Origin of the sequence: Streptomyces fildesensis, from assembly GCF_016107395.1 — a bacterium.
GTDB lineage: Bacteria > Actinomycetota > Actinomycetes > Streptomycetales > Streptomycetaceae > Actinacidiphila > Actinacidiphila fildesensis.
The window spans coordinates 1-17379 of the sequence record NZ_JAAIKO010000078.1 but is presented as its reverse complement, the minus strand read 5'-3'; the positions used below and the strand labels follow the sequence as shown (position 1 = coordinate 17379).

The following is a 17379-nucleotide window of genomic DNA, read 5'->3' as shown; positions in this document are numbered from 1 at the left end:
CCTGCGGGCCGCGCGCCGGGCGCCCTGGGCGCGGCAGAACTAGGTAGGGCCTGTCCGGCGGGATTCCGGGTTCTACAGCCCCGGGCTGCCCGCCCGGTCGCCGGCCGCGGCCAGCCGTCCCCAGAGCAGGTCGGCGAGGTGGCTGACCAACTGGTCGCGTGAGACCGGGCGTTCGCTGAGCCACCAGTCGCCCGCCGCGTGCATCATGCCGACGATGCCGTGACCCCAGACCCGTGCCAACTCCTGGCTCTGCGGGCCCAGGTCGAGCCGCTCGGCGATCACCTCGGCCAGGTCCTCGCCCATCCGCCGCAGCAGCGAGGAGGAGTGCCGGCCGCCGTCGAAGCCCTTCTCCCCGTCGCCCGGTGCCTCGGCCGGGTGCATCAGGAAGCGGTACACCTGGGGGCGGGTCTCGATCGCGGCGAGATAGGCGTGCAGCGTGGCCTCGACCCGGTCGCGGCGGTCGTTGCCGGAGTCGAGGGCGGCGCGCAGCGAGGCGAGCAGCGCGTCGGTGTGCCGCTGGGCGAGCGCCCGGTACAGGCCGCTCTTGTCGCCGAAGTGACGATAGAGAATCGGCTTGGTGATTCCGGCCTCGGCGGCGATGGCGTTCATGGAGGCTTCGGGTCCGTCCCGCAGTACGACGCGGTCGGCGGCCTCGAGCAGCTCTTTACGCCGTCGCTCCGTCGCCGTCCGCTGGCCCTGCCGCTGGCCGGTGTCCACCCGGTACTCCCTGTCTGTTCGATTTCGTGCACTCTGCGCAACGTAACACCCCGGTCGGGGCAGCCGGGTTCACGGCGGGGAGTTGACAGCCCCTACTCACGGGTAACAGACTGATGTTACCGCAAGTAACAACCAGGTGGAGGGGACATGGGCGACTTCACGCTCGAGCTCAACGACGACCAGAAGTCCGTGCGCGACTGGATCCACGGCTTCGCGGCCGACGTGATGCGCCCGGCGGCCGCGGAGTGGGACGAGCGCGAAGAGACGCCCTGGCCGGTCATCCAGGAGGCCGCCAAGATCGGTCTCTACTCCCTCGACTTCTACGCCCAGCAGTTCTTCGACCCCACCGGCCTCGGCATCCCCATGGCCATGGAGGAGCTGTTCTGGGGCGACGCGGGCATCGGCCTGTCCATCGTCGGCACCGGACTGGCCGCCGTCGGCGTCCTGGCCAACGGTACCGAGGAGCAGATCGGCACCTGGGTCCCGCAGATGTACGGCGACGTCAACGACGTCAAGGTGGCCGCCTTCTGCTCCTCGGAGCCCGACGCGGGATCCGACGTCTCCGCGATGCGCACCCGCGCGGTCTACGACGAGGCCAAGGACGAATGGGTGCTCAACGGCACCAAGACCTGGGCGACCAACGGCGGCATCGCGGCCGTCCACGTCGTCGTCGCGGTCGTCGACCCCGAGCTCGGCTCCAAGGGCCACGCCTCGTTCATCGTCCCGCCGAACACCCCCGGCCTGTCCCAGGGCCAGAAGTTCAAGAAGCACGGCATCCGCGCGTCGCACACCGCCGAGGTCGTCCTCGAGGACTGCCGCATCCCCGGCGAATGCCTCCTGGGCGGCAAGGCGAAGCTCGACGAGCGCCTCGCCCGCGCCCACGAGCGCGCCAAGACCGGCGGCGAGCGGGTCAAGAACGCCGCGATGGCCACCTTCGAGGCCTCCCGCCCGGCCGTCGGCGCCCAGGCGGTCGGCATCGCCCGCGCCGCCTACGAGGTCGCCCTCGACTACGCGAAGACCCGCGTGCAGTTCGGCCGCCCGATCATCGACAACCAGGGCATCGCCTTCCAACTCGCCGACATGCGCACCCAGATCGACGCCGCCCGCCTCCTGGTCTGGCGCGCCTCCTGGATGGCCGCGGCCGGCCGGCCCTTCACCTCGGCCGAGGGCTCCATGTCCAAGCTCTACGCCGGCGAGACCGCCAAGACCGTCACCGCCCAGGCCATGCAGATCCTCGGCGGCAACGGCTACACCCGCGAATACCCGGTCGAGCGCATGCACCGGGATGCCGCGATCTACACCATTTTCGAAGGCACGAGCGAGATCCAGCGCCTGGTCATCGCCCGCACCCTGTCGGGCATGCCGATCCGCTGACGCCGATCCACTTCCCATGGCCGCGTCCCCTTCACCCTGGCGAAGGGGACGCGGCTGTTCGTCCACCTGTCCATGGGCCGGATTCCTATGGACAGGACTCACCGAACTTCACCGCCGTGAACATCACCGGCTGTCCGTTGAGCGCGGCGCCGGCCGCCGGCGTCTGGGTGCACACCTGCCAGTTGCTCTCGATGATGATCAAGCGTCCTTGGGTGGCGTCCTTGGAGTCGACGGATGCGTTGGAAGGAAGAGCCTGGTGCGCCGCCTTCACGGACTTGCCGACGAAGTCCGGCATGGTCGCCCCGGCCTCCTTCGGCGGCGTCCGGTCGGTGCCGGGGCACTTCTCCTCGAGCTTGACCGCCCCGAAGTCGAGGGTGGTGTCGACGGGGATGCTCTTCCCCGCCGCGTGGTTCTGCGAGCAGACCCGCCAATCCCGGTCAAGGATCTGGTGGCGCGCGCGGCCGAGGGCGTCATGCGAGGTGAGGCCGGCGAATCCGGCGGCCTGGGCGGCGTCCTGCGCCGACTGGAGCCCCATGCCGATGAAGACGGGGACGGTCGCCGTCTTCGCGGGAGCCGCGGCGGACGATGCCGCTGAGGCGGACGGGACGGATGCCGCGCCGGACGGGGCCGGGGCACCGGCCGGCGCGGTGGCCTTGGGGTCGCAGGCGCTGAGCGCCGCGGTGCTGATGATGACGGCGGCGCTAACGGCGATGGTGCGGATGCGCATGGGTCCCCCTGGTGCTGCACGGTGGTCGCGTGACCGTAGCGCTACGGTGCGTCGCCATGGGATGGAGCGGCAATTCGTGTCCCTTACGATGCCGGGCGCCCTTCACGCAGCCGGCTTCGGCGTCGATGAGTGCCTGGTGTGCGGGACCCACGAGCGCTGCCCCCGGCCCGGCCGATGGGTCAGCGGATGGCGGGGGCGACGTTCCTTGCGGCTGCCAGGGCCAGGTGCCAGGGGTACGCGGACGGCTGGTCCTCGTCCGGGCGGTTCGGGACGAAGCCGCCTTCGCCATGCAGGACCGTCACGCCGGCCAGTCGCAACTCGCCCAGGGACCGCTCGAATTGCGGGTGCTGGACGATGGCGGAGTTCAGGCAGGGCATGGCCACCGTGGGGATGCCCTTGCCCAGGGCCTCGGCGGCGACGCCCACCACGAAGTGGTTGGTGATCCCGAGAGCCCACTGGTTGATGGTGTTGAACGTGGCCGGTGCGAAGAGGATCACGTCGGCGGGCGGCCAGACGTCCGGTTCGCCCGGGAGTTTGTACTGCGACCGCACCGGGTGACCGGTCAGTGCGGCGAGGCCGTCGAGGTGGTCGCCGAGCCAGTGGGCCGCGGTGGGGGTGAGGCCCAGACACACGTCCCAGCCGTCGGCCTGCGCGTCGTCGATCACCCGGGCTATGTCGAAAACGGGCGGGGCGGCCGAGCCGAACAGGTACAGGGTGCGAGAGTCCATGGTCCCATCACACCCTGGCCGGACGATCTTGCGCAACCAGCCCTGGACCGGCCTCAGCTGTGGCGTTCGCCGCCGTCGGACAGCAGGGCCACCGTTCCCGTCACCGCGGCAAGGGCGCCCGCGACGATGACGGAGGTCCAGCCGACGGCGCCTGTCAGCGCCGGGAGGACCAGCACGACGGCGCTGAGCGAGAGCAGCGCGGACACCGCCGCGAGGACGAACTTCCAGTTCTGGACGGCCATCCGCTCACCTTACGGACCAACCCGCCGCGGGGGAGCCGGATCCGCGTCACAGGGGCGGGGGCCGGGTGCCGGAGCGGGAGCGCAACGCCTCCTCGAACTCGTCGAGTGTCTCCATCTGCAGTTCCGCGCCGCGGCGGACCATGCGTTCCCGGGTGGTGTCGCCCTGCCAGCCGTCGAGGACGGCCCGGACCGCGTCCCAGCGCGGCGGCGCACCGTCGCGGACCGCCTGCGCGGATTCGGCGACGGCCTCGCGGAGTACGCGGGCGAACTCCGCTGCGGACGGTACGGGGTCGGCGTCCCGGCCGGGCAGATGGGCCTCCATCAGCATGCCCACCCGGCCCATCGCGGAGAGGACCGTGTCGGCGTCCTGCGCGGCCCGCCGGGACAGCCCGCGGTGCCGGACGGGTTCGGCGTCGGCGCGTGCGACGGCCTGGTCCCAGGTGGCGCTGGCCGCGCGGGCGTCGAGCAGCGCCTCCCGGACCGTCGAGGAGCGCCGTTTCGCCGGATCCGCGAAACCCTCCAGGACCGCGGCCGTGTAGCCGGCCGTGGCCTCCAGCCGCTCCGCGAGCCGGTCGCGCAGCCGCGGGGTCTCCCAGGCGGGGAACACGGCATAGGCGGCCATCGCCAGCACCCCGCCGAGCAGCGTCAGCAGGACACGTTCGGGAACCGTCTGGGTCCACAGGCTGCCGCCCATGCCCAGCAGCAGGACCGCGTAGGCCGAGACACAGGCCTGCGCAACGATGTAGCCGGTGCGCATCAGCAGGTACATCAGGGCGATGCACACCACGGCGAGGGCCGCGCAGAGATAGACGCCCGGAGACGCCGCCTGCATCACTCCGGTGGCGACGGTCACTCCCACCAGCGTCCCGACGAAGCGGGCCACGCCGCGCGCGTAGGTCTGGGAGAAGTCCGGACGCATGATCATGACCGAGGCCATCGGCGCCCAGTAGCCATGGCCCAGCGGCAGCGCCGCGCCGATCAGGTAACCCGTCGCGGCGACCGCGGACAGCCGCACCGCGTGCCGGAACACCGCCGACTTCCAGCGCATCTCATGGCGCATGGCCCGCGCGGCCAGCGGTACGAGCCGCGGCAGTGTGGGGCGCAGCAGGTGTGCGGACTCGGTGGTGTCGGAGGGGCCCGAGCCGTTGGCGCTCTCCACAGCGGCGGCGAGCAGGCTGATCAGCCGGGCGGCGGCCCGGCGGGCCGAGCCGGTCAGTTCTGCCTCCGGCTCGGGGATTTCGAGGAAGGCGTCGACCTCCTTCGGCAGCTTCACCGGTTTCGCGTGCCGGATCGCGCGGGCCACCGCGTCCAGCACGGTGGCGGCCGCCGCCAGCAGCTCACGCGCCCGATCCCGTTCCGGGCCCTCCTCCGCGGCGCCGACCGCGGGGTCGGCGAGCGATGCCAGCACCGGCCGGATCCGCTCCGCCAGCGCCCGCTTGCCGTGCAGCTCCTCCGGACGGCGCCGGGCCTGCCACGGTGTCACCGCGGCCGCGCTGCGGGCCGTCATCAGCGGTTCGGGATCGAACGGGGCGTGCGGATCCTGGCGCAGCCGCCGGGCGTAGGCCGCCTCGGCGGCGAACGCGTCCGCGAGAGCGTCCCGTTGCCTCCCCCAGCGGCGGATGGGGAAGAGCAGGATGAGCGCCGCCTGCACCAGCCCGCCCAAGGCGATCACCAGGGCATGTCCCAGGGCGTCCTTGACGGACGTGGGCAGCGTGACGACGACCATCATGACGGCGACGGTCAGCGCCGCGACGATGCCGGATGTCGGGCCGAGCGACCACGCCATCCCGGCCAGGAAGGCCCACACGGCCAGCAGCAGGACGAAGACAACGAGATGGGAAGCGGCCAGGTAGCCCACGAAGGTGCTGACGGCGAGGCCGGTGCCCGCGGCGAGGGAGAGCACCGGGCGGGACCGCCAGCTGCGCTGGAAGGTGGCGGTGCCCGCGGCGAAGGCGCCGAACGCCGACGACGCGGCCACGGCGGGGGAGGACAGCCAGAGGGACAGCGCGATCACGATCGCGACCCCGGCCGCACCACGGACGGCCACCAGGGGTTCGAGCCTGGTCCGCTCGACGCTCAACCCGGAGCGCCCGGTCTCCTTCAGCGCGCGCAACCAGGTCATGATCCAGAGGATAGGTGGAAACGCCGGAGAACCGGCTTTCCCTGTCGACGGGGCGGGCGTACGTGTGCGTAGCGTCCCGGCCGTTGGGTAGGCGCGGGCAGCGGCTGCGTCGGTAACGACGACAAACCGACAGAGCGATACAACGACACGACGCGAAGGAGAAGTCCATGGACTGTCCCGACCGGACCGTCATCCGGGCGAGCGTTCCCCCGGTGCCCGATCCGCAACCGACGCCGCAGCCCCCGGACCCCGTTCAGCCGGACCCGGTGCCGCGCCCGGTGCCGCAGCCCGGCCCGGGTCCCATGCCGCCCGGCCCGCCGCTGCCGTCGCCCGAACCCCTGCCGCAGCCCGAGCCGACACCGCATCCGGAGCCGGTGCCCGACCCGGCTCCGCTGCCCATGTGAGGTCCTGCGAGGCGCGTGGAGCCGCGCGAGGCCGTGTGACACACCCGTAGCGACCCCGTAGTGGCCCCGAAATGACCGGAATCCACGTTCCGCCGGCATCCCCCTGCCGCGCGGGGCGTGGCTTCTGGTTCAATAGGGCCCATGGCCAGCCACACTGACATCGCGACAGGTCGCACCGACCTCGAGCCCTTCTGGCCGTCCCGGCAGGGACACCACTTCGACCGAGAGTGTTGCCGCGCGATCACCGCGCGGACCCGCACTCCCCGCTGACCTGCGGACCACGGCCTCCGGCCGTCGCCGTCAGCAGTACGGATTCCGGTACCGCGCAATACGTCGTCCAGCCAACGACCCCTCGCGCGAAAGAGCCGAACCCATGTCGAACACCCAGTCCCTGAACCTCCCTGCCGTCAGCCTCTCCCAGCAGCGGTCCGGCGGGACCACCACCCCGCTGCGCTCGCGGCTGCGTGCCGTACGGCCCGACGAGGTCCCGCCCGCCCCCGACTTCCTGCCGCCCGGTGCCACCTGGATGCCGGCGCCCGGCCACGTACTGCCGACCGTTCCCGGCCAGCAGCGGATGGTCGGCTACCTGGTCCTGGTTCCCGCGGAAGTGGGACCGGTCGCGGTGGAGGCGGTCCCCGAACCGGCGCACGAACCCGGCGCCCGGGTACGGATCGACGCCGAGCGCCGTACGGCAGCGGTGGACGGCCGTCCGCTCGACCTGACCTACCTGGAGTTCGAACTCCTCGCCCATCTCGTCGCCAACCCGCACCGCGTGCACTCCCGCGACCAGCTCGTCACCACGGTCTGGGGCTACGGTCACGTGGGCGACGGCCGTACCGTCGACGTGCATGTGGCGCGGCTGCGCCGCAAGCTCGGTGCCGAGCACCGCGGCAGCATCGTGACCGTCCGCCGGGTGGGCTACAAGTACGCACCGGTGGCGGCTACGGCACTACGGTGACCGGCCAGCGTCCGGCCTTGACCAGCCGGATGGCGACCGAACCGACGATGCGGTGTCCGGCGTGCTCGGAGGCGCCGACCACCACCGCGTCGGCCTTCAGTGAGTCCGCCGCGGTGACCAGCCCGTTGTAGGGGTCGCCGCGGACGGTGTGGAATTCCCAGCGCACGGCGAATATCCCCTGGAGCCGCTCCGCCGACCGGCGGATCTCGGCCATCAGCTCGTCGGCGACCTCGGTGGTGACCTCGGCCACCGGGGCGCCGAGGAGTGTGCCGGTGACGATGACCGGCTGTACATAGACGACGGCGAGCAGCGCGTTCTGCCGCCGCGCCAGGCCGGCGGCGTAGGACACCGCCCGCCACGAGGAATCGGAGCCGTCCGCTCCGACGACGATGACCTTGGGTCCGTCCGTTCCGCGCTCGAACGGCGCGGGTTCCTTGTCCACCACGTCTCGAGGCTAGCCCTCGCCTTACGGCCCCGTTCGGCGCCCCCGCTTCCTTGATCACCCGAATGGCCGCATTGCCACGACACGCGGGCTTTTGGGATGCAGGATTTCGGTGAGGAGTCCCAGAGAGAACCTGCAGTCCTGTGGCTCCCGGGCCGCCGACGTGCCGCCCGCATCTCTGAGCCAACAGCCAAAGCCGGCACGGCCGGCAACGGGGAGGTTTGCGATGCCGAGGGTGACCACAAGCGTGATCGTGTCGAGGCCGGCCGCAGAGGTCTTCGACTTCCTTGCCGACGCCCGGAATCTTTCGCTGTGGAGCTCGGGTGTGGCCGGGGTCGATGGGGATGCCGTGCCGCCGGGCGCGAACGCCGAGTACCGCTACCGCTATCCCGGACGGCACCGGGAGCACCGGCTGGTGTGCGCGGGCTACGAGCCCTGCCGGCACATCGTGTTCCGGGGCCAGCGCATGTGGAGCCCGCTGGGCACGCAGGTCCCCGAGTACGGCTTCGACCTGCTGCCGTACGGCGCCGGCACGCTGGTGCGGCTCTCGGTGCACAGCTCGCTGGGGGCCGGGATGGCGCTGTTCTCGCCGGTCGTGGCGATGGCCTGGCGGCGGGACCTGCCGGTCGACGCCCGGAAGCTCTGCGAGGCCCTCGGCGGTCTGCACGCCGCGCCGCGCGCGCTGGAGGCGGTGCGCACGGCCGAGCCGGCGGTGCCGGCTCCCGAGCCGCCGTTCGACTACGCCCCGGCCGCCCGGGTGTTCCAGCCCGGCGTCGGAGCGTAGATCCCCCCGGAGCGGGAAGCGGGGGAACCGCAGGCGGCGGAATTGCAGGAAACAGTGGAGTCGAACATCACTCATTGAGTGTTAAACTAAGTCCGAAGGGTGGCGCGAAACCGCCCCTTTCCCCCGTGTTGCCCCGGCCCGGTCCCCCCGTCCTGGCCGGGGCTCCTTTTTGTTCCGGACCTGCTGCCGTCCCGGATCCGCTGCCGTCCCGGACCTGATTCCGTCCGGGATCCGCTGCCGTCCCGGGCCTGCTTGCGTCCCGGGCCCGCGTCGCGCTCCGTGCCCGCTCCTGGCCCCACACATGCGGCGGTGGCGTGGGATCCGCTCCCACGCCACCTGCGACCGCGGCTGTCCGTCCGCCAGGTCGAACTCGTCGATCCGGTCGATCCAGTAGATCTAGTCGATGCTCCGCAGGATGTGCGACTCGGCCACGTCGTCCTCGTAGCCCGCCAGCTTGATCGGCGCGGACCGGGCCCAGACGTCGAGGTTTCGCACTTCCTTCAGCGGCGGAGGCCATTCACCTAGTCCCGGCGTGGCCTGGTTGCGCTGCTTGGTCTTCTCGGGTGTCACCGCGCACTCCATTCATTTCGAGTGAACCGGATGCGCCGACGCGGCCTACGACCGGGCATCGGACACCCGGTGGGGCATATGTATCGAGCGGGTGCGGACGCGGTGGCGCCTGGTGCGGAGCCGGAAGGGCGGCCATGGTGACTGGACGCTTCCCGGGACAGGCTCTGGGCGCTGGTTGCTGCCCTATGAGCTTGTTCGTTCCGCTCAGAGTAAGCCCGCCGAACGGTTCCGACCAGCCGATTTCCTCTCTGGGTCACCCCTAAGAGAACCCCAGTCCACATGCGCGCCACTCAAGGGCTCCTCAAGGGTTGCGGGCCCTGGGCACCCGTGAGGTGTCCGACCCCGCCGCTCAGGGGCCGGGAGAGCGGTTGTTACCGTGCCGGGTGCTCCGAAGCAAGCGATCCGACGATTCGGCGGAACCCCGGGAACCCCGGGAGACCGCATCAGGCACGGCCGCCACCCCGCCACCCGCCGGGATATCCCGCCGTACCGCCGGTCGTGTGTTCGCGGATCTGACGCCGCTGCGCGAGTCCCCGCACTTCCGCCGGCTGTGGTTCGGCAACATGGTCTCCTGGATCGGCCAGCAGATGACCGCGATGGCGGTCTCCCTGCAGGTCTACGCGATCACCGGGTCCAGCTTCTCGGTAGGGCTGGTGGGCCTCTGCTCCCTGGTCCCGCTCGTCATATTCGGGCTCTACGGCGGCGCCATCGCCGACGCCGTGGACCGCCGCAAGCTCGGGCTGGCCAGCGCCCTCGGCGCGACCGTCCTGTCCGGTGTCCTGGCGGGCGCCGCCCTGCTCGACCTGCGACAGGTCGGGCTGCTGTACGCGATCGTCGCCCTGCAGTCCGTCTGCTTCGCCCTGAACTCCCCGGCCCGCTCCTCGATGATCCCGCGCCTGCTCCCGCCGGAGCAGCTACCCGCCGCCAACGCCCTGGCCTCGCTCGCCGGTGGCCTGGGCACGATGGCGGGGCCCATGCTCGGCGGCGTCTTCGTCGGCCTGTGGGGCTACCAGGCCGCTTACCTGATCGACGTGGTCACCTTCTCCGCCTCCCTCTACGCCATGTGGCGCCTGCCCTCGATGACCCCGGAACGCGACGCGTCGACGGCCGCAGGCACCCGTCGCGGATGGGTCTCGGTGCTGGACGGACTGCGCTTCCTGGCCGGCCGGCCCAATCTGCGGATGACGTTCTTCACCGACATGGCCGCGATGGTGCTCGCTCAGCCGCGCGTGCTCTTCCCGGCCATCGCCGTCATCTGGTTCGCGGGCGACGCCAAGACCGTAGGCCTGCTCATCGCCGCCCCGGCCGTCGGCGCGCTGCTCGGCGGCCTCTTCTCCGGCTGGCTCGGCCGCATCCACCGCCAGGGCCTCGCCGTCCTGGTCTCGGTCGCCTGCTGGGGCGCGGCCGTCGCCGTCTTCGGCCTCACCCGCAACCTGTGGCTCGGACTCGTCTTCCTCGCACTGGCCGGATGCGCCGACACCATCTCCATGGTCTTCCGCAACACCATGCTCCAGGCCGCAGCCCCCGACGACATGCGCGGCCGCCTCCAGGGCGTCTTCATCGTCGTCGTCGCGGGCGGCCCCCGCCTGGGCGACTTCCTCGCCGGATCGGCCGCCGAACTCTTCTCCCCGGGCACCGCCATCGTGGGCGGGGGGCTGGCGTGCATCGCGGTCGTCATCACGCTGGCGGCCCTGCAGCCGAGATTTGCGCGCTACGACTCGCGCAACCCAGTGCCGTAACGCTCGCGCTGGGCGGTCAGCCCACGGGTGGGGGAGTGCAGGCACCCCGCGGGATGGACCGGTAGGCGGTGCTCTGTTCAGCGGCGGCAGGCTTCGTCGAGATCCGCACACCCCACATTCGGTTGCAGTTGAGGCCGTCGAAGGTGTGGGGCCTGCTGAAGCTGTACTCCCCGTTGAACGTGAACGTCTCGGAGGGTCCGTCCGTCGCTACGGGGTTGCCTTTGCTGTCCGCGTCGTACCACGTCAACGTGATGGTGAAGGTGCCGGTGCTGCCCTTGCCGATGGAGAACGAGGCTGTCGCGTTCGACCCACGGGTAGCCACGAACGTGTCGACCGAGGCGGATTTGACCACCGGGGGCGGCGGCTTCGACGTAGTGGTCGACGCCGTCGTCGGAACCGTCGTCGGCGGGTCCGGCGGTGCGGTCGTCGGCGGTGTCGTGGGCGGGGTCGTCAGGCCCGTCGTGCTGTCCGTCGGTGTCGGCGTGGTGGACGTCGACGCTGATGTCGTCGGTGTGAGGCTCGGGCCGACCGTCGCGCCGCCCGGCGGCGTGGTGCCGGGTGGCTCGCTGGTTCCGGTGAGCTGTGTGGTGACGGAGGGCGGAGCCGAGAGGCCGTCGGTGTGGTGCGGGGCCTTGCCGGTGCCGGCGAGGGCGACGACCGTGCCGGCCGTCGCGAGGGCCAGCAGGGCGACGCTGCCGCCCACCAGCGCGGCGACGCGTCCGCGCGGCAGCCGTCGCGGCTTGCCGCCGCCGAACGGCAGGCCCGCGCCGGCGCCAGGAGCGGGCGGGGTGGGCGGGGTCGGCGGCGGGGGCGCGGTGGCGTCGCCGAGGGCGCTCGGCAGCAGGGCGGCGAGCAGCGCGACGATCGCGACGAGCGCCCGGCGTCCGCGGCGCTCCCAGTCCGGGCCGTAGGCGGCGCCGGCCGCCGCTTCGAGTTCGGTGAGGAAGGCGGCGGCGCTCACCGGTCGTTCTTCGGCGCTCTTGGCGAGCCCGTGCCCGATCAGTGCCCGCAGTTCCTCGGGCGCGCGGTGCTCCGGAATCGGCGCGGTGATGTGCTGGACCGCCAGCTCCGCCATGGTCGCCCCGGTGTACGGGCGCTCACCGGTGAGGCATTCGAAGAACGTCGCCGTCGCCGCGTAGACATCGGTGGCGGGTGACGCCGGCTCACCGCGCCACTGCTCGGGTGCCATGTAGGGCGGTGTGCCGGCGCTCGGGGCGTCGGCGCCCTGCCGGACCGCGATGCCGAAGTCCACCAGCGTGGAGACGCCGTGGTTCGAGACCATCACGTTGCCGGGCTTGTAGTCGCGGTGCACGACCCCGGCCGCGTGGGCCGCCGCCAGACCGAGCAGCGACCCCTTCAGCACCGACAGGGCCGCTTCGGGAACGGCGGCGCCGTTCGCCCGCAGCATCGCCCCCAGCGATACGCCCTCGATGAGCTCCATGACGATCGCCGCGCCTTCGGCGGTCTCCACGTAGTCGTGGACGCGCACCACGTGCGGGGAGTCCAGCTGCCGCAGGAGCTGGGCCTCGTCGCGGAAGCTGCGGAGGAGGCCGGGCCGCGCCCGGCTCTCCTCGTTGAGGTACTTGATCGCGACCTCGGCGCCGCTGCGCTCATCGACCGCGTGCACCACTTTGCCGCTGCCGCCCTCTCCCAGGACGCGCAGCGCGCGGTAGCCGGGAAGGGACCACTCGGGTTCTGACCGTCTGGGGTCTCGTGGGTCGGACATTGTCGGGCGCACCTCGTCGAATCGGACGGGCTCCGGCACGGGATTTCCGCGGAGCTACCGGTTGATGGGTGGACGCCTGTACGCAGCCGGTGGTTGCACGGGAGCGTGTTCGATTATGGAGTACGGTCCGGCGCCGTGTCCGGCGTTCGGCGGACGTGCCCGCCGGCGCTCAGCCGGCCTGCACCGCGGCGAGCTGCTCCGCCAGTACATCGGTGGTGACGAAGGTGAGACCGGCCAGCGCGACGTGCTTCCAACGCACGTTGCCCTCGCCGTCGAGCAGGAAGACCGAGCGGCGCAGACCGAGTCCGGGGACGGCTATGCCGTAGGCCTTGGCCACGGTGCGGTCGGTGTCGGCCAGCAGCGGGAAGCCGAGCCGGTGCTTACGGGCGAAGGACTCGTGGCTGTCCAGGTCCTGCGGGCTGATGCCCCACACGGTGGCGCCCAGGCCGGTGAAACGATCCAGGTCGGAGGTGTAGGAGCACAGCTGCTTGGTGCACACGGCCGTGTCGTCGCCGGGGTAGAAGACCAGGAGCAGCGGGTTGCCGCGCTGTCCGGCGAGCGCGTAGTCGGCCCGTTCCGCGTCGGCGTCGCCCTGACCGAGGACGAGCCCGGGCAGGGTGAAGTCGGGGGCCGGCGTACCGACTGCGGGCTGCTTGGACATGTGCGCTCCCTTGGCCTCGGCGTCGGCGCCGCCCGGCGGCGGAACGCGATCACCGTGTTGCGCAGATGGTAGAGCCTGCCCGGTCGCACTCCGGAGGCCGGGCAGACCCTGGTGGTTCAGGTCACCGCGGTCGAACGGATCACGTCCGTCCGGCCGGTCGTGCCGGTGCCGGGATCAGCCGCAGGTGAGGCGGGGAAGTGCCCAGTCGGCGTGATCGGAGGTGTTGCCGTTGCCGCCGTCGGTGACGACGAGCTTCAGCTCGAGACCGCCGGTGAGATCGGCCGTCAGATGCTTCGCGGCATCGCTGACGGTGACCAGACCGCTGTCGGCGACCTTGGTGCCGTCCCGGAAGATCTGGAAGACCACCGATCCGTTGGTAGCGGACTCGTCGTCCACCCCCACATCCGTGGTCAGGGATGTGCAGGTGCCGCCCAGGTAGTAGGTGACGGCGCTGGCGGCGTGGGTGCCCAGGCCCTTGGCGTAGGTGGCTCCGTTGATCGTGAGGGTGCGTCCGTCGCCCGCGGGCTGTTCACCGTTGCTGTGATCGCGCTCGACCGGGCCCCAGCCGTTGGCCGCCGACGTCCAGTTGAGGTCACTGAGTGCGCTGGTGCCGGCCGCCGGGCCGTTGCCGCAGGCCAGCTTGGCGTCGGCCCAGTCGGCGTGGTCGTAGTTGATGCCGTCGCCGCCGTCGGTGACGACCAGCTTCAACTGGCTTCCGCCGGTCAGATCGGCGGTCAGATGCTTGGGACCGTCACTGGCCGACCGCACGCCGCTGTCGGCGACCTTGGTGCCGTCCTTGTAGAGCTGGAAGATCACCGTGCCCGGACTGGACACCTCGTCGTCCACTCCCACGTCGACGTTGACCGAACGGCAGCTGCCGCCCAGGTAGTAGCTGATCTCGCTGGGGGCGTGGGTGCCCAGGCCCTTGGCGTAGGTGGTGCCGTTGATGGTGAGGGTGCGTCCGTCACCGGCGGCCTGTTCGCCGTTGCTGTGGTCCCGTTCGACCGGGCCCCAGCCGTTGGTGGCGGACGTCCAGGGCAGATCGCTGAGCTGGTTGATCCCGGTCGGCGGCGGGACGGGGCTGCCGGGTGTCACCCGGAACATCACGGTGCCGTGCGCGGGCACCGAGGCGCTGATGGTGCCGGTGGTGGAACTGGTCTGCTTGGACCACAGGTCCTTGAGCGCGTACGAGGACGCGCCGCCGATACCGGCCGCCTCGGCGGTCGTCGAGATCGTCTGCGCCGATCCGTTCTCGTTGGTCAGCGTCACCGACCGGTCGCCACCGGCCAGCGCCTTGGTCATCACGACCTTGCCGCCGGAGCTGGACACCACGGTGCCCTGCTTGCCGAGGCTGTCCTGGTCGACGGCGATGACGTCGGTGTTCTTGAGGATCGCGAGCGTCGCGGCGCTCGCGCTGCGCAGATCGCTGCCGATCAGCAGGGGAGCGGCCATCTGCGACCAGAGGCTGAAGTGGGTGCGGTACTCGGTGTCCGTCATCCCGCCGTTGCCGACCTCGAGCATGTCCGGGTCATTCCAGGCGCCCGGCTTGGCGTACGGGGCGAGCGACTGGTTCTGGTGGGCGATGCCGATCATGCTGGACCAGGAGTCGCTGATGTCGCCGGTGGTGCGCCAGGAGTTGCCGACGTTCGCGGCCCAGTTCCAGGGCTGGTTGGAGCCCCATTCACAGATGCTGTAGAGGATCGGGCGGCCGGTGGCCTTGAGGGCGTCGCCCATGGCCTTGTACCGGGTCTGGGCGTCCGCACCGGTGTTGTTGCAGTTGTCGTACTTGAGGTAGTCGACACCCCAGGACGCCCACAGGTTGGCGTCCTGCTGCTCGTGGCCGAGCCCGCCGGGGAAGCCGAGGGTGTCGCAGGTCTTGGTCCCGGCACTGGAGTAGAGGCCGAACTTGAGCCCCTTGGAGTGCACGTAGTCGGCGACGGCCTTGATGCCGTTGGGGAAGCGTGCCGGATCGGGGACGAGGTTTCCGGCGCCGTCACGGTTGGGCAGCGCCCAGCAGTCGTCGATGTTGACATAGCTGTAACCGGCGCTCTTCAGGCCCTGCGAGACGAAGATGTCGGCGATGCCCTTGACCATCGTCTCGTTGAACTCCGCCCGGCAGTGGGTGGAGTTCCAGTTGTTGAACCCCATCTGCGGGGTCAGGGCGAGGCCGTTGTCGACGGCCGCGGCGGGTGCCGCCGTGGCCAGTTGCGCGGTCACGGCGGCGGTGGCGGCGAGCGCGCCACCTCCCGTGATGAGAGCCAGGGAGGCGGCCAGGGCCGCCAAACGCTGTCTGATGGTGTGACGTTCGGGCTGCATGTGCGGCTCCATGCGGGGGTAAATGGCGCACAATTCAACGGGGTCGAACGAAAGCAACCACATCACAGCGGTACTGACAGGACATGTCAAGAAGTTCGACCCGGAAGCGCGATGCGCTTCCGGGTCGAGGGCCCCCGCTTACGGGGGAGTTGGAGCGCCGCCGATGAGCCCGGGGGCAACTCCGGCGGTATGGGGGACTACGGCGACGGCAGTACGCACACCACCCCAGGAGCGGCGAACGGCTTTCCGGCCAGAGTCAGTTTCCCGGTCTTGGTGTCGACATTCAGGACGGTGACCGTGTTGGACTTCTGGTTGGCGGCGAAGAGCAGCCGGCCCGTCGGGTCGAAGGCGATGTGCCGCGGGAAGTCGCCGCCCACCGGCACCGTGTCCAGTAGGCGCAGGGTCGCGCCGGCGGACTCGACGGCATAGCGGGTGATGCTGTTGTGGCCGCGGTTGGCGAGGTACGCGAACGCCCCGTCGGCGGTCACCAGCAGCTGCGCCGGGTAGCTCTTGACGCTCCCGGTCCCGGTGGACTGGGGCGCGCCGGGGGTCAGCTTCCCGGTCGCGGCGTTGTACGCGCAGACCACGACGGTGTTGTCCAGCTCGTTCGCCAGGTACGCGAACGTGCCGCCGGGGTGGAAGGTCAGCGACCGCGGTCCGGCGCCGGGGCGCAGCGCGGCGAAGGAGACCTGGTGCAGTGTGCCGGCCGTCTCGTCGAGCTGGTACGTGTACACGGTGTCGTTGCCGAGGTCGACGGCGAGGACGAAGCGGCCGTCCGGCGACGTGATGATCTGGTGGGCGTGCGGCCCGTCCTGCCCGGGTCCCGGCGGTGGGCTGCTGTGCCGTACGAGCGCGGTCCGCGCGCCCAGCTTCCCGTCCTGGCCTATCGGGTGCACGGCGACGCTGCCCGAGTCGTAGTTCGCGCTGAGCAGGTATCGGCCGCCCGGGTGAACGGACAGATGACACGGTCCGTCGCCGCCGGTGGGCCGCGACCCGAGCACCTTCGGTGCGCCGTTGCTGCCGCCGTGCAGGGCTATCGCGGTCACGGCGCCGGGTGAGCGCTCGTTGACCGTGTACAGCGTGCCGGTGGACGGGCCGAAGGCCAGGAAGGACGGATCCGCGACTCCGGTCACCACTCCGGTGGACGTGATCGCACCCGTCGAGGGCTCGTACGCCGTCAGTGCGACGCCCTTGCCGCCTCCGCTCACCGAGGTGTAGACGCCGAGATAGAGCGGCCTGGTCCCGGCGGCGGAAGGTTTCTGCGCCTTGGGCGCAGGCAGCTCCGTCCGCGCGGTCGCCCCTGGGGCGCACCCCAGTCCCGCCGTGGCGGCAGCCGCCGCCGCGGCGAGCAGACCCCGCCTGCCCATGCGTGCGTTGACCTCCACGCGACACACCTCCCGATACTGCGTTGCCGGTCCGCTGCTGTGCGGTGCTCCAGGGGAGCAGAGTCCGCCGACCGCCGCAACGCGTGTTGCGCGTGGTGCAACGCATCCATCCCCGCGGATCCCGAACCGGCCACCTGCGAGTCGCCGTCCGTACGCCCCGCATTCGCGCGGCCGTTCACGACGGACCAGGTCGGAGGGGTGCGCGCAGATTCGTGACAGCCGCTATCCCGGAGTACGGTCCTGCCAGCCGTGCAGCGAGATTCGCGGGCCGTCGTCGAGGACGCAGCGCAGTGCGTGACCCGTGCTGGGCACCATCTCCCCGGGGAGGGCGTCGATGTCGAACCAGCGGACCGCGGAGTGCTTCTCCGGCTCGCTGTTGACGGGCTCTCCCGACCAGTCCTGCGTGGTGAAGACAACGGTGAGAAAGCCGTTAGTACTGCAACCGCATGTGGTGTGACTGTTGGCGGTGTGGCTCGTTGGTCCG

17 protein-coding genes are annotated in these 17379 nt (G+C 71.2%); 5 read left to right on the top strand and 12 right to left on the bottom strand.

Features of this window, described 5'->3' with window-relative positions; genetic code table 11:
• Nucleotides 1-72: 72 nt before the first annotated feature.
• The gene (locus tag C6N31_RS40995; protein ID WP_138354547.1) at nucleotides 73-717 is read right to left on the bottom strand and encodes a TetR/AcrR family transcriptional regulator; all 645 of its coding nucleotides are present in this window, start codon (nucleotides 715-717) and stop codon (nucleotides 73-75) included.
• A gap of 147 nt (nucleotides 718-864) precedes the next feature.
• Here C6N31_RS40995 and C6N31_RS40990 point away from each other — a divergent pair, with 147 nt between their 5' ends.
• Nucleotides 865-2091, top strand: coding sequence for an acyl-CoA dehydrogenase family protein (locus tag C6N31_RS40990; RefSeq protein ID WP_164298090.1), 1227 nt, complete (start codon nucleotides 865-867; stop codon nucleotides 2089-2091).
• Nucleotides 2092-2176: 85 nt separating this feature from the next.
• Here the strand turns inward: C6N31_RS40990 and C6N31_RS40985 are convergent, their stop codons facing one another.
• The 4 genes from C6N31_RS40985 to C6N31_RS40970 form a co-directional block, all read right to left on the bottom strand.
• Nucleotides 2177-2818, bottom strand: coding sequence for a PASTA domain-containing protein (locus C6N31_RS40985; protein ID WP_198359523.1), 642 nt, complete (start codon nucleotides 2816-2818; stop codon nucleotides 2177-2179).
• A gap of 179 nt (nucleotides 2819-2997) precedes the next feature.
• Entirely contained in the window at nucleotides 2998-3546 is a 549-nt protein-coding gene (locus C6N31_RS40980; protein WP_138354550.1) for a flavoprotein, read from the bottom strand.
• A gap of 53 nt (nucleotides 3547-3599) precedes the next feature.
• Complete coding sequence (locus tag C6N31_RS40975) at nucleotides 3600-3788, bottom strand: hypothetical protein (protein WP_138354551.1); 189 nt, start codon at nucleotides 3786-3788, stop codon at nucleotides 3600-3602.
• A 46-nt stretch (nucleotides 3789-3834) separates the two neighbouring features.
• The gene (locus C6N31_RS40970) at nucleotides 3835-5910 is read right to left on the bottom strand and encodes an FUSC family protein (RefSeq protein ID WP_138354552.1); all 2076 of its coding nucleotides are present in this window, start codon (nucleotides 5908-5910) and stop codon (nucleotides 3835-3837) included.
• Nucleotides 5911-6077: 167 nt separating this feature from the next.
• Between C6N31_RS40970 and C6N31_RS40965 the strand changes: the two genes are divergently transcribed.
• Together C6N31_RS40965 and C6N31_RS40960 are read left to right on the top strand one after the other, a co-directional pair.
• The gene (locus tag C6N31_RS40965; protein WP_138354553.1) at nucleotides 6078-6314 is read left to right on the top strand and encodes a hypothetical protein; all 237 of its coding nucleotides are present in this window, start codon (nucleotides 6078-6080) and stop codon (nucleotides 6312-6314) included.
• Between the two features lie 373 nt (nucleotides 6315-6687).
• The gene (locus tag C6N31_RS40960; RefSeq protein WP_164298094.1) at nucleotides 6688-7272 is read left to right on the top strand and encodes a winged helix-turn-helix domain-containing protein; all 585 of its coding nucleotides are present in this window, start codon (nucleotides 6688-6690) and stop codon (nucleotides 7270-7272) included.
• On the opposite strand, the gene C6N31_RS40955 is transcribed toward C6N31_RS40960, so the two are convergent.
• Nucleotides 7256-7717, bottom strand: a complete 462-nt coding sequence (locus C6N31_RS40955; RefSeq protein WP_198359522.1) for a universal stress protein — start codon at nucleotides 7715-7717, stop codon at nucleotides 7256-7258. The genes C6N31_RS40960 and C6N31_RS40955 overlap by 17 nt on opposite strands.
• Before the next feature lie 232 nt (nucleotides 7718-7949).
• Between C6N31_RS40955 and C6N31_RS40950 the strand changes: the two genes are divergently transcribed.
• Nucleotides 7950-8498, top strand: coding sequence for an SRPBCC family protein (locus tag C6N31_RS40950; RefSeq protein WP_164298096.1), 549 nt, complete (start codon nucleotides 7950-7952; stop codon nucleotides 8496-8498).
• A 396-nt stretch (nucleotides 8499-8894) separates the two neighbouring features.
• Here C6N31_RS40950 and C6N31_RS40945 read toward each other — a convergent pair whose 3' ends face one another.
• Complete coding sequence (locus C6N31_RS40945) at nucleotides 8895-9068, bottom strand: hypothetical protein (RefSeq protein WP_244808988.1); 174 nt, start codon at nucleotides 9066-9068, stop codon at nucleotides 8895-8897.
• Between the two features lie 476 nt (nucleotides 9069-9544).
• Here C6N31_RS40945 and C6N31_RS40940 point away from each other — a divergent pair, with 476 nt between their 5' ends.
• Nucleotides 9545-10807: an MFS transporter gene (locus C6N31_RS40940; protein ID WP_187145255.1), complete on the top strand. Its 1263-nt coding sequence runs from the start codon at nucleotides 9545-9547 to the stop codon at nucleotides 10805-10807.
• A gap of 16 nt (nucleotides 10808-10823) precedes the next feature.
• On the opposite strand, the gene C6N31_RS40935 is transcribed toward C6N31_RS40940, so the two are convergent.
• From C6N31_RS40935 to C6N31_RS44765, 5 genes are all read right to left on the bottom strand, one after another.
• Nucleotides 10824-12533, bottom strand: coding sequence for a serine/threonine-protein kinase (locus C6N31_RS40935; RefSeq protein WP_187144746.1), 1710 nt, complete (start codon nucleotides 12531-12533; stop codon nucleotides 10824-10826).
• Nucleotides 12534-12702: 169 nt separating this feature from the next.
• Entirely contained in the window at nucleotides 12703-13194 is a 492-nt protein-coding gene (locus C6N31_RS40930) for a peroxiredoxin (RefSeq protein WP_138353385.1), read from the bottom strand.
• A 174-nt stretch (nucleotides 13195-13368) separates the two neighbouring features.
• Nucleotides 13369-15510 (bottom strand): NPCBM/NEW2 domain-containing protein, encoded by a 2142-nt coding sequence (locus C6N31_RS40925; protein ID WP_198359521.1) that lies wholly within the window; start codon nucleotides 15508-15510, stop codon nucleotides 13369-13371.
• 197 nt (nucleotides 15511-15707) lie between these two features.
• Nucleotides 15708-16877 carry a lactonase family protein gene (locus tag C6N31_RS40920; RefSeq protein WP_198359524.1) on the bottom strand — a complete coding sequence of 390 codons (1170 nt, stop codon included), beginning with the start codon at nucleotides 16875-16877 and terminating at the stop codon, nucleotides 15708-15710.
• Nucleotides 16878-17117: 240 nt separating this feature from the next.
• Nucleotides 17118-17379: NUDIX hydrolase (locus C6N31_RS44765; protein WP_498063728.1), on the bottom strand; the 262-nt coding region annotated here is incomplete at its 5' end.